The following is a 16,389-nucleotide window of genomic DNA, read 5'->3' on the forward strand; positions in this document are numbered from 1 at the left end:
CAATCCGAACAGCTACGGCGGAAGAAGCAGTTAGCGTGAGCCTGAGCGGCCGCGGAGCGCTAGCGGCGCCAGCAATTTCGCGACTGTAGCTATCATCCCTGCCCGAACCAGATGGATCGCGTAACTGCCTAACCAATGAAACGAAGAACGCGAGATGCAATCCCCAGTGAACACCATCTGGACCTGCTCACCGCGCATCACGACGACGTAAGCCGCCCGGTTGCGGGCGTCCCCGCACAGGATACGGTGTTCGCCGAGCAGCCACAGATCGCCACGACGGCTGACAGCAGTGGCCGCCAGCTCCGGCAGCGCATCGGCCGGATCCACCTTCGCCTGCAATGTGCACCTGTCCAGTCGGCCCGAGATGGCCCGGGCAAACGACAGGCACTTTGCTGATACCCAGCAGCCCGGCCGCCTCGTACCGATCGTGACCGGCGACGATCTCGCCGGCCTTGTCGACCATGATGGGCGCCACGAAACCAAACGCCTCGATGCTCTCCGCGATCAGGTGGATCTGTTTAAGCGCATGCGTATGTGCGTTGCGCGGCGACAGCTCGGACAACTCACGTTCGACGATCCGCAGCGCTAGTTGCGCTATCGCCCGGTCAAAGGCGGGTTGTCACCAACGCCGGTGCGACGCTGACGCGTCCGCGCGCGCGGGTGTCTCCCTTCCCACCACCGGTTGTTCCCAGCTACCTCAAAAGCAGTTCCCTGCTTGCGATCAGTTGAAATTCCTGCTGATTCAGGGGTCTTCATCGCCCGGCGTGTCTTGAAGATCTTCGCGTTTTCCGAATTCTGGAAGGTCAACGAGGCACTTTTCATCACGGAATTCCCTGATGTTTCCTGGCTAGCAGGGAGATGGCGCCCCACCGCCGAGGTTGATTTTCACCCCGCGCAGCATCGGCTCGGACATCGAGAAGCTTGTGCCATTTTGGCCGACGCCATAGACGATCTATAACGAGGAGTGCGCCACAGATGGTCTTGAAGATAATCCCGGTCGTGATGTGTGGCGGTGCGGGAACGCGTCTTTGGCCAGTCTCGCGGGACACGATGCCGAAGCAGTTCATCCCGCTGCTGGGGCAGGGATCGACCTTTCAGCGGGCGATGCAGCTGCTGTCCGATCAGGCCGTCTTCGCCGAGCCGATCGTGATCACCAACGAGGCCTACCGCTTCACTGTTCTCGAACAGTTGCAGGCCGTCGGGTTGTCCGCGCAGATCGTGCTGGAGCCGATGCGCCGTGACTCCGCTGCTGCAGTGGCTGTGGCGACCGAACTGGCTTTGGCGCGCGACGAGCAGGCCGTGGTCGGCGTCTTTGCCGCCGACCATATCGTTCAGGATGGCGCGCTTTTCGTCGAGACCTGCCGCAAGGCCGGCGCCGTTGCGGCACAGGGCCGGATCGTGACGATCGGCATCCCGCCGAGCCATCCTGCGACCGGCTACGGCTATATCCATCCCGGCGAGGAGATTGCCGGCGGCGCCCGACAGGTCGCGGCCTTCGTCGAAAAGCCTGACGCGCAGCGCGCCGCGCGATACCTGCTGGACGGCTATCTCTGGAACTCCGGCAACTTTATATTCGACGCCGCGACGATGCGCGGCGAGTTGGAGGCCTTCGAGCCGCAGGTCCTTGAGCCCGTGATCGCGGCTGTCGCCAAGGCCAAGCCCGATCTGGACTTCCTGCTGCTCGATGCCGAGGCCTTCGGGCAGGCCAGGACGATCTCGATCGATTACGCCGTGATGGAGCGGACGAAGAAGGCGGCTGTCGTCGCCGGCAATTTCGGCTGGTCGGATGTCGGCGGCTGGTCGGCGGTCTGGGACCTTGCGGAGAAGGACGCCAGCGGCAACGTCATCGAGGGCCGTGGCTATGTGCTCGACGGCTCGAACAATCTTGTCCGGTCCGAAGATGCGCTCGTGGCGGTGATCGGCCTCGACGATGTCGCGGTGATCTCGACGCGCGACGCCGTGCTCGTGGCGCCGAAGGCCAAGGCCGACAAGGTCAAGGAGATGGTCGCGCTCATCGCCGCCAGGGGCGAGTCGGAAGCCGGAGCCCATCGCGAGATTCAGCGCCCTTGGGGCAAATATCTCTCGGTCGACATCGGCTCCCGCTATCAGGTGAAGCGCATCACCGTGAAGCCGGGCGGCGTTCTTTCCCTGCAGAAGCACTATCACCGTGCCGAACACTGGGTCGTCGTGCGCGGCACCGCCGAGGTGACGCGCAACCACGAGACCATCGTCGTGCACGAGACCGAATCAATCTATCTGCCGATCGGCTGCGTCCACCGAATGGCCAATCCTGGCAAGATTCCGCTCGAGCTGATCGAGGTCCAGGTCGGGTCGTATCTGGGTGAGGACGACATTATTCGGATAGAAGATATCTACCGGCGCAGTTAGGGCCGGCCATGCATTGGATTGAAGCTGGCCACTCGATCGGGGCCGCACAACGATCCGGGCAGGGAGAGCACCGATGCGTGCTCGCGCCCAGGTCGAAATGGGAGTGCCTGTCGGGTTCGGGCTCGGCGCCAAAACGGCCTGTATGCGCAACCGAAACCACTGGCCGACGTGATTTTGGAGATCGAGTTACCAACGCCGACGCTTATGCTGGGGAATACGTCCCTCTTGCGAACGGGGCACTGAAAGCGGTCATTCGGCAGGACGGAGCGGGTCGGCAGGGGGCGGCCCACGCTGATTGTCATTGGCCAGAGCCAGGGCGATCGCGCCGCAATAGTTTGCCCACGTCGCGATGAACGCGCCGCATCGGCCGCAGAGGACTTCGCTCTCAGACTTGAGAACGCGCGGAGCTGAAACATGCGGAGAGCCACATGTTTCGCATCGGAACTCGTTCTGATCCATGTCGAAACACCCGGACTAATGTCCGTCTGTCGCGGCAAGTTCCGTGCCGGTTCATCCTCTGCCACGATAGACGCCGGAGCGCGCCTTGATCGAATGCCGCCAGCCGAGCGGCGATCCGAAGCACAAAGGCGGTGAGACGGCCGGTGCCGGGGCTGCCCGAGCGGCGCGATGGACCGCTGTTCGAATGCAACGTTCCCCCGATGCGGACAGGTTCGACCTTCTCCACCGGCAAGCCATGAACCGGACCAGGGCGGCCCATGATCGACGCTTGGAGCGCCTGGTTGCAGGTGCGGCTCGCGCTCAATGCCCGCTGAAGACCAGCGCCTGGATCGGGAGCACCACCGCCTGGATCCGCAGCAGCAGGGCATGCACCAGGGCCACTGCGTCGACGGCATGGAGAACGAACTTTCGCCCGGTCGAGAGCTTGCCCGATACAATCAGGTCGTGGTTGCTCGAATAGGCGTTGGCGATGCAGCTGCTGCCCGGCGTCACTCCATCAAGCCCGTCGGGATAGAGAGGCTCAAGGTAGGCCAGCAGTGTCCCCGGCTTTGCAACCTGCTGGACGTCGACCAATTGATCCCCAGCCCGCACCTGGCCTGTGGCGATGAAGTCCTGAACGCCCGTCACCACCATCGGGATGATCACCCAGGGCTTCGACATACAAGTTACCTCGGCGACCATGCCGACCTTCATCACCTGTCCCTCGACCTGCGAGAAGCCGGCCTGAAGATAATTCCGCCCCGCCTCCTCCGGGATCAGGACACCGGCCGGCCGCATGATGGGCGTGACGATGTCGCCGACGCGCAGCGTGAACTGCTCGACGCGGCCGTTCACGCCGGCGCGCACAACGGTCTTGTCGAGATCGGCCTGCGCTTGTGCGAGGGCGGCCTCCGCGCTGGCCTTCTCGGCCGGCAGCAAGGTCGAAATGCGGATCTCCGCGGTGGACTTCGCAGCCACGACAGCCGCTAGAGCAGCCTCGCGCCCGGCCGTCAGATTCTCGAGCCGTTCGATCTCGCGCCGGGCGACGACATCGTCGTTGCGGCGCCGCAGCTCCTGCTTCGTCTCCAATTCGTCGAGGGCTTGCTTATGGGCGCTCGCGGCCTCGAGAATGCGGCTCTCGTCGGTGAGGAGTTCGGCCTTGGCAACAGCGATGGCGGCCTCCGTTTCCGCGATCTTGCGCCGCGCCGTTTCGACCGCCGCCTCCTCCCTGGAGCTGTCGAGGCGAAAGATCGGGCTACCCTTTGTGACGGGACCGCTGAAGCCGAGATAAACCTGCGCGACGCGTCCGGTGCCCTCCGAAATGATCGGGACGGTACGGAACATCACGTTCGCGTTCGTCGTCGCCGGGTGATTGTAGAAGATCACCGTGATCAGGCCGATCGTCAGCATGAGGCAGGAGATGATGCCCCAGCGCAGCTCAAACCACACCGAATAGAAGGTGATTTCCTTGCCGAGCCGCTTGCCCTGCCCGTACCGCCGGTAAAGGTAGTCGGGCAGGAGCGTCAGCATGGAGCAGAACAGAAGCTCAAGCATGACCGCCCTCCACCTTCTGGAGTGCGTTGGGATCGCCCGCGCCAGATCCCGCCACCGGCTCCGCTGCCGCCGCGTCGTCAGCTCTTGTCGGCCGCCTCGGCGCTATCCCGGCAATGCGTTCGAGCGCATGTGCCATTCTGCCGAACAGCCCCGAGAAATCGGGGATATCGATCAAAGCGAGCAGTAGCCCGGCGACCCAGAACAAATGCACATGGGTGAACAGCGCGAGCAGCCCGAGGACCGCAACGATCTCGAACTGGAGCTTCTGGGATTTATGCGCCATGCGCTCCGGCAGGGTGTGCAGCCGAAGGAAGATCAAACCGACGCTCAGCACCGCCAGAAACAGGATCACGGCCGATACGACCATGAGAACGTCTGTCTCTCCCGGCGCAGTGATGAAGGCCGGCAGGGAGTGCGGTGCGAGCGGGTGAAGTTCGGCTGCCATAAACGCACTCCAGTCTCGAATCAGCCGATCCAATTCCGTGCGAAATCGGCTTCCTCATAGTCATCAGGCTTCTGCCGTTTGGGCAACTTGATCTTTTCCCGTGACGGCGCCTTGTAAGGGACGGAGCTGAGGATGTGGGAGATGATGTTGAGCCGGGCCTGGCGCTTGTCGTCGGAGCGTACCGCATACCATGGCGCCCAAGTCGTATCGCTGGCGCGAAACATCTCGTCGCGGGCCCGCGAGTAATCGTACCAGCGCGAGTATGATTTCAGATCCATGGGAGAAAGCTTCCAGATCTTTCGCGGATCGTTGATGCGCTCCTCCATCCGCCGCGTCTGTTCGTCCTGGCCGACTTCCAGCCAGTATTTCAGAAGGATGGCGCCGGAATCGACTATCGCCTTCTCGACGCCCGGGACGACCTGCAGGAACCCTTTGGCCTGCTCCTCGGTGCAGAAGCCCATGACCCGCTCGACGCCGGCCCGATTGTACCAGCTACGATCGAAGATCACGATCTCGCCAGCCGCGGGAAGATGCGGCAGATAACGCTGCACATACATTTGCGATTTCTCGCGCTCCGTCGGCGGCGGCAGCGCCACCACCCGGAAGATCCGGGGACTGACGCGCTCCGTGATCGCCTTGATGACGCCGCCCTTGCCGGCGCCATCCCGCCCTTCGAAGACGATGCAGACCTTTGCGCCCGCATGCTTCGCCCATTCCTGGAGATTGACCAGCTCCGCGTGAAGATCGCGCAGCTTCCGCTCGTAGGGCTTTCGTTTCAGAGGCTCGCTACCCTTGGCTTTCATCGTCGGCGCCCTCCCCCTAGGACCAGCTCAAGAAGAACGCGACGTCGCCGGGCAGCCCGCTCGGCCAGTCGATGATCAAGGCGCGAAGCTTGTACTTGGCCGGCTGGAGATGCTCCTTCCAGAATTCATAGGCTTGCCGCGGCCGGCCGGTGAGCGTGGTCGGCCAGTCGGCTTCAGCGTTGTTGATGGCCCTGCCCCGATCCGTGCAGAGCTGGCTCGGGAAGCGCATGACGAGGACCTCGGTCTCACCCCGGCCGGCCGCCGCGCGGGTCTTTGCCGCGAGACTTTGCTTGATTTCCTCGATCTTCTCCGGGGTGACGGCAATTTCCTCGCGCAGAGTGGCAGCAAGCTTGCTCTGCGCTTCCTCAGCCTTGCTCATGGCGCCCGCCAGCTTGGACGCCCTCGCCATTTCGAGATCGGCCATGTAGGACCGAAGATCGTCGGCCGACATGAAGCTCTCGTCGGCGAGCGTGCCTGCGTTCGGACTTTGACTTGCGGGCGACATCGTTCGCATCTCCTTCAACGATCGCAACCAGCGTCCTCGACGCGGGGTCGAGCCGGCGAATTCAATATTTCTGGATGTAGACGGCCTCGGCGAAGGTCAGGTCGATCATGTCGCCGCGCCGCATGCGCCGGAGATCGTCCTTGATCCCGGGGTCGGCCACCGTAAGGCTGCGCGGCCCGGCCGGCCCGACGAAGTCCACGACACCCGTGGCCGGATCGAACCTCTCGAAACGCGCGGTGATCGTCAGCGACCGCGTGACGAATTTGTCGGGCAGGTTGTTGAAGGACGGCGCGCCGACGGTATCGGTATAGACGATGCCCGGCCGGGCCCCCTTCCTTGCGCGCCTGGCGCCTAGGATCACCCCTTCGGCGCGCTGGATCTCCAGCCTGTCGCCAACGCGAATGCCCTGCAGGTCGCCAAACACCTCCGGAACTGCGACGTCCCAGACGAAACGACCTTGCCGTACGGAGACGATGCGCGCGGCCGGGTCGACTCCGGCGACTTCGACATTGATCCGCTCGATCTCCACGGGCCCGACACCGGCCACGACGATGGTCGTGCTGGTGACCGTGGGCGCGCAAGCGGCGGCGCCCAAGGCCAACGAGATCGCCAGAGCCCAGTATGCATGCTTTGACATCGTCACTCTCCACCCTGAGTTGAAGTCACCGCTTGTTATTCCTTGATCGCCCCTTCGGACCGGACCTGCCACTCGCCTATCGACTGCCGAAGCTCGGACTCGAGGCCGTCGATCAGATGCCGATATTCGATGCATCGCGCAGCCCTGGCGGGAGCGTCGGAAGCCTCCCAACGCCGGAGGGCCTGCTCTGCGTCGGCGAGGTCCGCGCACAGTGACCGGAAGCTCTGACTCCCCAGCACCAGCGCCTCGATCGCCTTCTTATGCTTCGGCAGCAGCCGAATGGCAGCCAGAACGCCCGGGTCCATTGGAGCGCGCCCCCTGCGAAACTGAATAATTATGTGGTCGCCCGACCGGATTGGGAGTAAATAACGGTAGATTACACTGAGAGCACGCCCTTGCCTTGAAGTTTTCGCGTGGTTTTCTGGCTTGCGGGGGGCCGATTCCATGGAGAATTATCGGCTTTTCGAGCACAGAAATGTTGAAAACCATCCGGAAGCCGAGCTTCAGGACGGTGAAATTCGCGCTCAATTGGACAAGGTCATCGCCAGCACCGAGTTCAACGTGCCCGAGCGCGTGCGGCAGTTCTTGATCTATGTGATCAACCAGACCCTCTCGGGTCACGCGGACCGGATCAAAGCTTATTCCGTCGCGGTTGAAGTCTTCGGTCGCGATGCGAATTTTGACATTCAGAACGATCCGGTCGTTCGGATCGAAGCCGGCCGCCTCCGGCGCGCGCTCGAGCGCTACTATCTGCTGGCCGGGAGCTCGGACCCGATCCTGATCGAGATCCCCAAGGGCGGCTACGTGCCGCGCTTCCAGCGGCGAGAGGCTCCGCCGACCCACATCGAAAGTCCCGCGCTTATCCCTGCTCCGGAGAAGCAGGATTTGGCGGGAACAGGCGACGCGTGGTGGGGAAGCCGGCGGTTCGCCTGGGCTATCGTTATGGCAGCGCTGTGCCTTGCCCTCCCGCTTTTGTGGTTAGCCATCCTGCCGGCGCCGGCGCCCCCCGCCAGGGAGCCGCCGCGACCGCAAGGCCCTTCCCTGATCGTCAGGCCGCTCTCGAACTTGTCGGGGCAGCCGGAGGTCAACGTCTATATCGCCGGTCTCGGAGAGGAGCTGCTGACGCAGCTCTCCCGCTTCAAGGAGCTGACGGTTTTCGGGGGGGAAAACTCCGCCGCCGTATCGCCCCGCGTCTCGGCCTCGGAGCTCACAAGCCAGTTCGGCAACCGTTACATTCTTGAGGGTGGCATCCGTCTTTCCGACGGCAAGCTGCGGGTGACGATCCGCGTCCTGGATTGGGAGAGTTCCGCCATAATCTGGTCGGGAACCTATGACGCCGACCCGCGCGCCGCCGACATCGTCGGCGTTGAAACGATGATAGCCTCGAAGGTCGCGACGGCGATCGCCCAGCCCTATGGAATCATTTTCAGCGCCCCACCACGGCCGACGCAATCGGGGGGCGTCCAAAATCTCGAAACCTATCAATGCACCTATCGGTTCTATCGCTACCGCGCGGTGCTCGATCAAACCGAGCATGCGGCGACGCGCGCGTGCCTCGAGAACGTCACGGCACGCTACCCGGACTTTTCGACCGGTTGGGCGATGCTGTCCTACCTCTATCTCGACGAGGACCGTTTCCAGTTGAACAAGCGGCTAGGTTCGCCGCCGCCGCTGGAGCGGGCGAGGACGGCAGCCGAGCGCGCAGTTCACCTCGATCCGGAGAACATCCGCGCCCTTCAGGCGCTGATGACCGTCCTGTATTTCAGCAGAGAAGCCACCGAGGCGCTGCGGGTCGGCTCTCAGGCGCTCGCGCTCAATCCGAACGACACCGAACTGCTCAGCGAGTTCGGCAGCCGGGTGGCGCAGGCCGGAGACTGGCAGCGAGGAGCTTCCTTGCTCGAAGAGGCGATGGCAAAGAACCCGGGCAACTCGGACTACTATACCGGGCTCCTGGCTTTGGCCGCCTATATGCAAGGCGACAACGCACGCGCCACCGACCTCATCCGCCGCGCAAACCTGCGTCGGTTTTCAATCTACCATTTCGTCGCCGCGCTGATATTCGCGCGGCAGGGATTGCACGCTGAAGCAGCGCAATCCCGCGCCGAGTTCCTGCGGCTGAGGCCGGGATTCTTCGACAAATTCGACGACGAACTCAACAGCCGCAACTTCAACGCGAGAGATCGCTCCATTCTGATCCGCGGCGCCATCGAGGCCGGCTTCCCCGTGCCCACCCGTTTCGCCGCTGAGACGGAGCGGAGATCCGGCGCTCTTTCGAATTCGGGATCAGGGGAAACCGGCTCGGCGCGTAGCCAACCGTAACCTACTACCCCGGGTTTCATTCGCAGCTTTCTCTCTATCGCAACAGGGAAGCAAAGCGCCCGGTGGACATGATGGCCCGACGCAGTCTCCCCGGCGGCCGCCATCGAGCACCTCCAGCTTTGATGCCCCGACAGAAACGTCGCGCCTTGCGCCGTTTTTGTCTCGATCAGGCAGGTTCTCAACCGGAGGCTCGATGATCGCCATGGCTTGCCGACCGTGCTTGCTCACCCTCGCCTTTGCAGCGCTCGCGATACAGGGCGCATGGGCGCAGACGACGGACTTCCAAGGAGCCTGGCTCGAAGAAGGGCAGATCTGCGCCAATGTCTTCTCCGCGGCGGGTAAGACGCTCGGCTTCAAGCGACCGGCCAACGCCTTTACGGCGGCGTTCGTCATTCAGGGCCAGCGGCTGTCCACTCCGCTCGCGACCTGCAGGATCGGTCGCGTCAACCCGCAGGGCGAGCGGCAGATCCTGCATCTCAGCTGCACGACGACGATAGCGACCGATACCGCGCGGGCCGTGCTCGCGCTGGGTCAGGATGGCGGCCTCTATCGCTACAGCGCGCCCGAGGGGGGCACTGCGATCAGATATCGGCGCTGCACTCCGGAGGCGCTGAAGATGCCTTAGGCCCGGACACCGCACGGCGATTGCCGGAAGCCCGGCTGTCTACGAGAGACCGAGGATTGGCCATGTCAGCTCTTGTCCACATCGTCGATGGCGACGCGGTATCCCAGGCCGACATCGATCGGATGCTTCGAGCTTGCGGATATGAGACCAAGGCTTATGTCAGCGCCGACGAAATCTTGAATCATCGGCCGGATATCGCAAGCGCGAGCTGCATCGTCATCGATACGCAGGCGCCGGATAAGTCGATCCCGGACGTCGTGAGCTTGTTCAGCAGGGCCGGCCTGAACCTGCCCGTGATCTTCGTGACCGACCAGGGGGACATTCGGGTTGGCATCCGGGCGATCAAGGCCGGGGCTGAAGACTTGTTCATGAAGCCTGTCGAGCCCGACGAGTTCATCGACGCTATCGGCCGCGCGATCTCCCGCCATCGTCTTGTCAGTGAACACGAAAGCTGGGTTCGCGTCGGCTTGGCACGGCTGGGGCGGCTGACCAAACGTGAGCGGGAGGTTTTCGATCTGGTCGTTCGCGGCAAGATGAACAAGCAGATTGCCTTCGAGCTCGGAACGACCGAACGCACCATCAAGGCCCATCGTCACAAAGTCATGGAGAAGCTGCAGGTCCGCTCCGTCGTCGAGCTCGTGACCTGCGCCGAGCGGCTCGGTCTGCTCCGCCCGACAACCCCTGAGGGATGAGGCTGAGGCCTGCCGCTTATCGGCATGCTTGGCTCGGAAATTTATGCGCAGGCCTCTGAAACGAGGGTCGCAACGTGCCGCCTCCTCACCATGCGCCGGATGGGCTCAAGACGCCGAAGGCAGCCGCCGTCGCCGGCATTCTCTTTTCGGCTCTTCTCCTGTCCTCGCTGGTGTTGGTGCTGCAGACTTTGCGCCTCAACCCCCAGGATCCTGGAGATTGGGTGGGGCCCCAATCCTGGAAGGTTGCGCTCGCACTGAACCTGATCCCCTTCGCCGGTATCGCCTTCCTTTGGTTCATGGGCGTGCTGCGTGATCGATTGGGAGCTCAGGAGAACAGGCTGTTCGCAACGGTATTTCTCGGCAGCGGGTTTCTCTTCATCGGCATGCTCTTCGTCGCGGCCTCGGCCATCGGCGCGATCCTCCTCACTCACGCTGCCCGGCCGGGCGAGCTCATCGGCTCGGTAACGTTCACTCTGGCGCGATCCTTCGCCTACAATCTCGCCAGCATCTACGCGATGAAGGTTTCGAGCGTTTTCCTGATTACCGCCTCGACCATCGTGCTCCGCACCGGGATCACGGGACGATGGACGGCGTTCACCGGCTATGCGGCTGCAGCGGTCATTCTCTTCGGCAGTCACCTCGTCGACTGGACCTTCCTCGTCTTTCCGATCTGGGTGCTGATCGTCAGCTGCGACATCCTGGTTCGCGAATACCGGCGCGCCGACCGTCCCGGTTAAGCGCAATACCGGGCTATCGGGACATCTTCTCCCCGAGCATCCGGACCGCGTCTTCGAGATCGTCGAAAGCGATCGTCGCATCCGGGCCTTCGAAGAGACCTGCCCTCTCCAGAATCTCCCGCGGCTCCTTGTGCAGTTCCGCGATGGCGAATGTCAGCCCCATCGCCGCCAGGTCGGTCCGCCACCGCAGGAGCATGGTGGCCGCGGTCATGTCGATCTGCGCGACGGCGCTCGCATCCAGCACGAACCAGGATGTGCCGGGCGGGGCCTCCTTCGCGACGCTTTCGAGCCGGGAGCGGACGTAGTCGGCGTTGAAGAACAGAATGCTGCCCTGGATCATGAAGAGCACCATCCCCGGCGGTGGCGCGGCGCTCTCCATCCGGTGCATCTTGTAGAAGCCCGGCCTGCCGGCAACGAGCCCGAGCAAGGCATCGCGCGGCCGCATTTCCTTCAGCAGGACATAGAGCAGCGTGCCGGCAATGGCGATGACGACGCCGCTGAGCACGCCCAGACTGATGGCGCCCCACATGCTGATGAGGGCAAAGCCGAACTCCATGCGGCTGATCCGCCAGGTTTCCTGCAGCCCCTGGAGATCGATCAGGCTCAGCGCCGCAAAGGCGAGGATCGCCCCAAGCGCAGCATGGGGCAGGACTCGCAGCACATCGTTCAGATAGATCAGCAGAACCGCCAGTGCGGCGGCAGAGATCAGGCCTGCCAGCTGCGAACGGCCGCCTGCGGCCAGATTGATCGCGGTTCGCGAATCCGAGACCGTAACGGGGAAGCCGGTGAACAGGCCGGAACAGATGTTGGCCGCTCCGAGCCCCGTCAACTCCCGGTCGGCATCGACCTTGAAGCCGTCTTTTGCACCGAAGCTGCGTGCCCCGACGAGGCCAGAGCTGACACTGACCAGCCAGATCGCCGCGCCGCCAAGCACGAGGTCCGGGATCGGCAAATGGGCGACGTTCGGCAGCGCCCATTTCGGCAGGCCGCCCGGAAGGCTGCCGATGACTTTCATGCCCCGGCCTTCGAAGTCGAAGACCGCAGACGCCAGCACCGCCACGACGACCACGACCAGCGGCCCGGGGATCGGGAAGCGGAGGCGAGCCAACACGACGAGCAGCCCGAACATGGCTGCGCCGAACCAGACCGTGAGCCAATGGATCTGCGAGGCCTTCCGGATGATCTCGAGCAGCGGCAGCACCAGCCCGTCGGACTCGATGCGCACGCCTGTCAGCCGCCCGATCTGCCCGACGAGGATCGATATCGAGATTCCGCTGATGAAGCCGATCAGGATCGGCCGGGACAGAAAGGAAGCGACGACGCCGAGCTTGAGCACGCTTGCGAGGATGCAGAATGTCCCGACCATCAGGGCGAGCGCGGCAGCCGCGGCGACGCGACTCGCGGGATCGTCGAGAGGCAAGGCGGTGAGCGTGGCCGCGAGAACCGTCATCGTCGCGGCGTCCGGCCCGACGATCAGCTTGCGCGAGGGGCCGAGAAGCGCATAGCCGACGAGAGACAAGATGCTGGCGTAGAACCCGACCTCAACCGGAAGCCCCGCGATGGCGGGATAGGCAACCGCGCTCGGAATGGCGACGGCGGCGATCGCCAGCCCCGCGGTGACATCGAAGCGCAGCCATTCCCACCTGTAGGGAAGCAGCCCTTCCGCGATCGGCAACCAGCGCTTCATCGACGCCACCATCCCGAGCTGTCGTCAGCGCCTGCGGAACCGCGGTTCGGCCCCGCCCGGCAGTGGGCCGCCCGCTCCGCTATTGCGCCTTCTGCGGTACGACTTTCTCCCAACCATGATCGGGGTTGAAGCTGTTCATGCGCGACGCGATGAGACGCGTATTCGGGCCCAGATCCTTCTGATAGACAGTGCCCGCGTGATTGACCAGGAAGCTCGTGATCCCCGATCTCGCATAGGTTGCAGGATAGGCGAGAATGGCGAATCCCCCGATCATGTTGCCGCCCGCGATGTAGTCGGTTGCCCCGCCCGCGGCTGAGGGCCCCTGTTTTTTCAGGATCTTGAAGTAGTAGCCGTGATATGGCTGCGGCGTCCCGCTAGCCTTGTAGCCTTCAGTTGCAGCCTGGGCAGCGAATTCACCAAGCGGGCTCGGTTCCTCGCCCGGCCCGGTCGGCCAGTAGAGACCGTCATGCTTGTCCGGTTGGCTGATGATTCTCTGCGCGAAGATGCCTGTGTTCCGGCCGTCATGGCCTTTCGAGGCGTACTCGAATTGCGCATCGAGGATCGCGAGGCTCGCCTGGATGGCATCCAGCTCGTTCTTGCCGATCCGGCGGGCGAGGAGTTCCCGGCGCCCGGCCTCGACCAGGAATTTCCAGCCGCCGCGCGAACGGACGATCGGGATCGGAAACGGAAATGCGTCCTCCCCGACCAGCAGCGTGGCGGTCCGGCCGGTTTCGACGATCGAATGCCGGGCATCATAGGCCGCGATGAAGCGCTTGCGATTGTCGGCGTCGCGAATCTCGTCACCCGAGAAGATGATGTCCCGCCCGGACATGCCGAAAACGGAATACAAGCGCATGGAATCGCCATCGCGCACCGCGGCGGCAAGTGCCGCGGCCGCCTGTTCCGGCGATTGGAACAGCTCCTGTGCGCGAGCGGCCGTCGAAGCGGCACAGAAGCCCGCGGCAATCGCGCAAAGCAGGCGAACGAGCAGATGCGCCGCTGGCCATGTCATGATCATGGAACTGCACCCTCAGTTGCGAAACGCTCCAGCAGATGGCGACGCCGTTTCAGTTCAGAGCTTCCCGGCGGGAATGCGCGAGCCCGAAGCCTTCCAGTGGTCGAAGGTCTGGAAGGGAACGCCGATCTGGCGGTAGTCGACCCGCAGATAGCCATCCGCGCCGCGGTGCACCGCCTCGGGCGCAACCTCCTGCACCTCCTGCGCGATCACCCCGACATAGGTTGTGTGGGCGCCATTATAGGCGAAGCGGTAGAAGCCAAGCCCGTTCTCCGTCACCCCCAGCAGCACGACGTGGTTCTTGAGCTGGATGTCGGAACGGCGCCCGCCGCCACCTCCGCGGCCACCGCCGCCTCCCATTCGCCCGCCACCGCCGCCGCCAACGCGCCCGCCATATCCTCCACCGCCCATGCGTGCACCGCCACCAGCATGCATCGCGCGCCCGCCACCGCCCGACGGCATGCGAGCCATGCTGGCCTGCCCCCGTTGCGATTGAAGGCTCGCGGCTCGGCCCGGCTGCATATTGCCGAAAGCGTTGTCGCGTGCCGGCCCCGGACGGCTTGCTCCGGATTGAGGGCGACGGGGCTGAGCGTTTGCCCGCGGCTGCGCTGAGCCCCGGCCACGGTCGGCGCCTGGACGCTCGCCACCGGGACGCCCTGCCCGATCCCCGCCCGGCCTGTTGCCGGCAGCCGCAGCACGATCCCCGCCCGGACGGTCGGGTCTGGCACCGGCTCCAGGACGATCCCCCGGCCTCTGATCCGGTCGTGCGCCTGCCCCCGCTCCGCCGCGATCACCATCGGGGCGCAGAACCTGCTCGCCGCTGCGTCCGCGGAAGTCCATCCGGCCTTCGGCTCCGGCACGGATGCTGTTGTCGGAGAATTTCTGCCTGACCGCGTCGTTACGATATTGAACGCCTTGGCGATGCTGGGGGTTATGCTCCCAATGCGTCACGCGATTGCGGTCGATATTGATGTTCCCTCCGGCCCAGTTGACGTTTCCGCCCCAATACCCGCCAGAGGCCCAGCGCCCCAGCGCATAAGCGGAGCCGAAGGCGAGACCCGTCGCAAGAACGCCGGTGGCGATATAGCCCGGCTCGGGGAAATAATAGGGCGGGTATGCGGGATAGGGCCAGGTGCCGTAGACCACGCCCGGGTCGTAATAGGGCACATAAACCGTGCCCGGGTTGGTCGGCTCGATCAGGATCGTCTGCTTGCCGCTAGTCTGCTGGACCGTCACCTTCTGCTGGGAGCCGGACGACAGCTTTTTGGCGTCGTAGGCCCGCGTCCGCATGCGCTGGACGCCGTCCATGATATCCGGCTGCTGGGCAAGCACCGCGTCGCCGAGCTTTTGTGTCCAATCGAGATTCTTGCTCATCATCTCCAGCACGGAGGGCGTCGCGACCAGCGACTTTACGCTCGCATCCCAGGACTGCTTCTCGGCAGCCGCCTTGAGCTGGTCGCCCTTGAGCTTCTTGTTGGCTGCAACCCATCGATCCGCCTGCACCACCTCGAGCGGATAGGTCGAGGCCATCAGCACTTGCGCCAGCAAGTCGTCCGGATAGAGCGCGATCGGCGCGACCAGCGCATCGAGCTGGGCGGCGGAGAGAACCTGCTCGCCCTGCTCCGCCTGCGCTGCGGCTGGCGCTTGCGGCTGTGGAGGTGGCGCAACCGTCTGCGCGAGCGCCTGAGAAGCGAGCCCACTGACGACGACAGAGGCGAACACAATTCGCAGATGCATGGCATGACCTCGCAACAGCTCCGAAACGCCATCTGGGGTTTCGCACCGCAGTGACGCTCGTTTGCCTATCGGCGGCGTTCGACCAGCGACCTGATCGGCCCCTGCCGCCGAAAAGTCTGAACTTCTTCCTGGGCCATGCGCATGTTTGCGGCCACGCGCCCGTCTAGAATGGTGTCCTGGCCTTCGAGGACCATGACCTTCAATCTTCATCTCCGACAGATTCTCTCCAACCAGACGATTACTACCATCCCCGAGGACCGACACCTGTCCCTAGGGACAATAGGCCACTGCTCGGCCCCGCCGACCGGGATCGGGATTTCAACCCGAAGGGGAGCGGGTCCGGTCGCGGTCCTCATCCGTTCCCACGCTTTTTCGCCTGGTCATCCCGGAGCGCGGACGGGCCGTGCCCCTTGAGAGAACAGGCCGCGCACGAAGCCTCGGGAAACCGCGCGATCGGCATCGGCGAGGACTGCTTTCAACGTCTGGTACGTCGCGCGCAAAGCGGCCCGTTCAGTTCCATACTCGTCGACAAGCTCGACGATCTCCCATTCGAGTTCGTCCGCTTCCGGCGGCTCTTCAAGCGGCTCGGCTGTCATTGTTCCCATCCTCGGAAATGAGAACATTAGAAGAACATATCAGGTGACGGAGTCAATCGACCCGGAGTTGCACCTGTCGGTGGTGCCGACGATCTCGGCGGGAGCTGATGCGCCCGAGAGCTGGGTGGAATTCGGATGTCCCGAACCTGCCCGGCAACGGCCTGAGGCTTGCCTGACATTCGGTCTCGGCAATCCCGCCGCCGCCGGCTGT

The 16,389-nt window shown here is 63.9% G+C and carries 16 protein-coding genes; 5 read left to right on the forward strand and 11 right to left on the reverse strand.

Annotated features, from left to right (window positions below):
* Nucleotides 1-187: 187 nt before the first annotated feature.
* On the reverse strand, nt 188-562 hold the full coding sequence (locus tag AC1DNE_RS28190; RefSeq protein ID WP_441473622.1) for a ParB N-terminal domain-containing protein: 375 nt from the start codon (nt 560-562) through the stop codon (nt 188-190).
* Nucleotides 563-975: 413 nt separating this feature from the next.
* Here AC1DNE_RS28190 and AC1DNE_RS28195 point away from each other — a divergent pair, with 413 nt between their 5' ends.
* On the forward strand, nt 976-2,388 hold the full coding sequence (locus tag AC1DNE_RS28195; RefSeq protein WP_441473623.1) for a mannose-1-phosphate guanylyltransferase/mannose-6-phosphate isomerase: 1,413 nt from the start codon (nt 976-978) through the stop codon (nt 2,386-2,388).
* A 759-nt stretch (nt 2,389-3,147) separates the two neighbouring features.
* On the opposite strand, the gene AC1DNE_RS28200 is transcribed toward AC1DNE_RS28195, so the two are convergent.
* The 6 genes from AC1DNE_RS28200 to AC1DNE_RS28225 all read right to left on the reverse strand — a co-directional run bounded on the left by AC1DNE_RS28200 (nt 3,148) and on the right by AC1DNE_RS28225 (nt 7,075).
* The gene (locus AC1DNE_RS28200) at nt 3,148-4,380 is read right to left on the reverse strand and encodes an HlyD family secretion protein (protein WP_441473624.1); all 1,233 of its coding nucleotides are present in this window, start codon (nt 4,378-4,380) and stop codon (nt 3,148-3,150) included.
* Nucleotides 4,373-4,825, reverse strand: coding sequence for a hypothetical protein (locus AC1DNE_RS28205; protein WP_441473625.1), 453 nt, complete (start codon nt 4,823-4,825; stop codon nt 4,373-4,375). Before AC1DNE_RS28205 ends, AC1DNE_RS28200 begins: the two co-directional genes overlap by 8 nt.
* A gap of 20 nt (nt 4,826-4,845) precedes the next feature.
* Nucleotides 4,846-5,628: a polyphosphate kinase 2 gene (gene ppk2, locus AC1DNE_RS28210; protein WP_441473626.1), complete on the reverse strand. Its 783-nt coding sequence runs from the start codon at nt 5,626-5,628 to the stop codon at nt 4,846-4,848.
* Between the two features lie 16 nt (nt 5,629-5,644).
* Nucleotides 5,645-6,133, reverse strand: coding sequence for a hypothetical protein (locus AC1DNE_RS28215; protein WP_476767067.1), 489 nt, complete (start codon nt 6,131-6,133; stop codon nt 5,645-5,647).
* A gap of 61 nt (nt 6,134-6,194) precedes the next feature.
* The gene (locus tag AC1DNE_RS28220) at nt 6,195-6,770 is read right to left on the reverse strand and encodes a hypothetical protein (RefSeq protein ID WP_476811880.1); all 576 of its coding nucleotides are present in this window, start codon (nt 6,768-6,770) and stop codon (nt 6,195-6,197) included.
* Between the two features lie 35 nt (nt 6,771-6,805).
* Nucleotides 6,806-7,075 (reverse strand): hypothetical protein, encoded by a 270-nt coding sequence (locus AC1DNE_RS28225; protein WP_476767069.1) that lies wholly within the window; start codon nt 7,073-7,075, stop codon nt 6,806-6,808.
* Between the two features lie 139 nt (nt 7,076-7,214).
* On the opposite strand from AC1DNE_RS28225, the gene AC1DNE_RS28230 reads away from it, so the two are divergent.
* From AC1DNE_RS28230 to AC1DNE_RS28245, 4 genes are all read left to right on the forward strand, one after another.
* The gene (locus AC1DNE_RS28230; protein WP_476767070.1) at nt 7,215-9,089 is read left to right on the forward strand and encodes an adenylate cyclase; all 1,875 of its coding nucleotides are present in this window, start codon (nt 7,215-7,217) and stop codon (nt 9,087-9,089) included.
* A 202-nt stretch (nt 9,090-9,291) separates the two neighbouring features.
* Nucleotides 9,292-9,714, forward strand: a complete 423-nt coding sequence (locus tag AC1DNE_RS28235) for a hypothetical protein (RefSeq protein WP_476804151.1) — start codon at nt 9,292-9,294, stop codon at nt 9,712-9,714.
* A 20-nt stretch (nt 9,715-9,734) separates the two neighbouring features.
* Entirely contained in the window at nt 9,735-10,406 is a 672-nt protein-coding gene (locus AC1DNE_RS28240) for a response regulator transcription factor (protein ID WP_476767072.1), read from the forward strand.
* A gap of 74 nt (nt 10,407-10,480) precedes the next feature.
* The gene (locus AC1DNE_RS28245) at nt 10,481-11,143 is read left to right on the forward strand and encodes a hypothetical protein (protein ID WP_476767073.1); all 663 of its coding nucleotides are present in this window, start codon (nt 10,481-10,483) and stop codon (nt 11,141-11,143) included.
* Nucleotides 11,144-11,156: 13 nt separating this feature from the next.
* Here the strand turns inward: AC1DNE_RS28245 and AC1DNE_RS28250 are convergent, their stop codons facing one another.
* From AC1DNE_RS28250 to AC1DNE_RS28265, 4 genes are all read right to left on the reverse strand, one after another.
* Nucleotides 11,157-12,830, reverse strand: coding sequence for a SulP family inorganic anion transporter (locus AC1DNE_RS28250; RefSeq protein WP_476767074.1), 1,674 nt, complete (start codon nt 12,828-12,830; stop codon nt 11,157-11,159).
* A gap of 79 nt (nt 12,831-12,909) precedes the next feature.
* Nucleotides 12,910-13,848: a DUF2950 domain-containing protein gene (locus AC1DNE_RS28255; protein WP_441473634.1), complete on the reverse strand. Its 939-nt coding sequence runs from the start codon at nt 13,846-13,848 to the stop codon at nt 12,910-12,912.
* A 54-nt stretch (nt 13,849-13,902) separates the two neighbouring features.
* A complete protein-coding gene (locus tag AC1DNE_RS28260; protein ID WP_441473635.1) occupies nt 13,903-15,582 on the reverse strand; it encodes a DUF3300 domain-containing protein in 1,680 nt (559 codons plus the stop codon).
* A 380-nt stretch (nt 15,583-15,962) separates the two neighbouring features.
* Nucleotides 15,963-16,178 (reverse strand): hypothetical protein, encoded by a 216-nt coding sequence (locus AC1DNE_RS28265; protein ID WP_441473636.1) that lies wholly within the window; start codon nt 16,176-16,178, stop codon nt 15,963-15,965.
* Nucleotides 16,179-16,389: the final 211 nt, after the last annotated feature.

The organism is Allobosea sp. 05L423 (genome assembly GCF_056397745.1).

What these genes read in the sequence shown, in the direction of transcription:
- AC1DNE_RS28195 (WP_441473623.1), top strand. Translation starts at nt 976, where the DNA reads ATGGTCTTGAAGATAATCCCGGTCGTGATGTGTGGCGGTGCGGGAACG.
- AC1DNE_RS28200 (WP_441473624.1), bottom strand. Translation starts at nt 4,380, where the DNA reads ATGCTTGAGCTTCTGTTCTGCTCCATGCTGACGCTCCTGCCCGACTAC.
- AC1DNE_RS28205 (WP_441473625.1), bottom strand. Translation starts at nt 4,825, where the DNA reads ATGGCAGCCGAACTTCACCCGCTCGCACCGCACTCCCTGCCGGCCTTC.
- ppk2 (WP_441473626.1), bottom strand. Translation starts at nt 5,628, where the DNA reads ATGAAAGCCAAGGGTAGCGAGCCTCTGAAACGAAAGCCCTACGAGCGG.
- AC1DNE_RS28215 (WP_476767067.1), bottom strand. Translation starts at nt 6,133, where the DNA reads ATGTCGCCCGCAAGTCAAAGTCCGAACGCAGGCACGCTCGCCGACGAG.
- AC1DNE_RS28220 (WP_476811880.1), bottom strand. Translation starts at nt 6,770, where the DNA reads ATGTCAAAGCATGCATACTGGGCTCTGGCGATCTCGTTGGCCTTGGGC.
- AC1DNE_RS28225 (WP_476767069.1), bottom strand. Translation starts at nt 7,075, where the DNA reads ATGGACCCGGGCGTTCTGGCTGCCATTCGGCTGCTGCCGAAGCATAAG.
- AC1DNE_RS28230 (WP_476767070.1), top strand. Translation starts at nt 7,215, where the DNA reads ATGGAGAATTATCGGCTTTTCGAGCACAGAAATGTTGAAAACCATCCG.
- AC1DNE_RS28235 (WP_476804151.1), top strand. Translation starts at nt 9,292, where the DNA reads ATGGCTTGCCGACCGTGCTTGCTCACCCTCGCCTTTGCAGCGCTCGCG.
- AC1DNE_RS28250 (WP_476767074.1), bottom strand. Translation starts at nt 12,830, where the DNA reads ATGAAGCGCTGGTTGCCGATCGCGGAAGGGCTGCTTCCCTACAGGTGG.
- AC1DNE_RS28255 (WP_441473634.1), bottom strand. Translation starts at nt 13,848, where the DNA reads ATGATCATGACATGGCCAGCGGCGCATCTGCTCGTTCGCCTGCTTTGC.
- AC1DNE_RS28260 (WP_441473635.1), bottom strand. Translation starts at nt 15,582, where the DNA reads ATGCATCTGCGAATTGTGTTCGCCTCTGTCGTCGTCAGTGGGCTCGCT.
- AC1DNE_RS28265 (WP_441473636.1), bottom strand. Translation starts at nt 16,178, where the DNA reads ATGACAGCCGAGCCGCTTGAAGAGCCGCCGGAAGCGGACGAACTCGAA.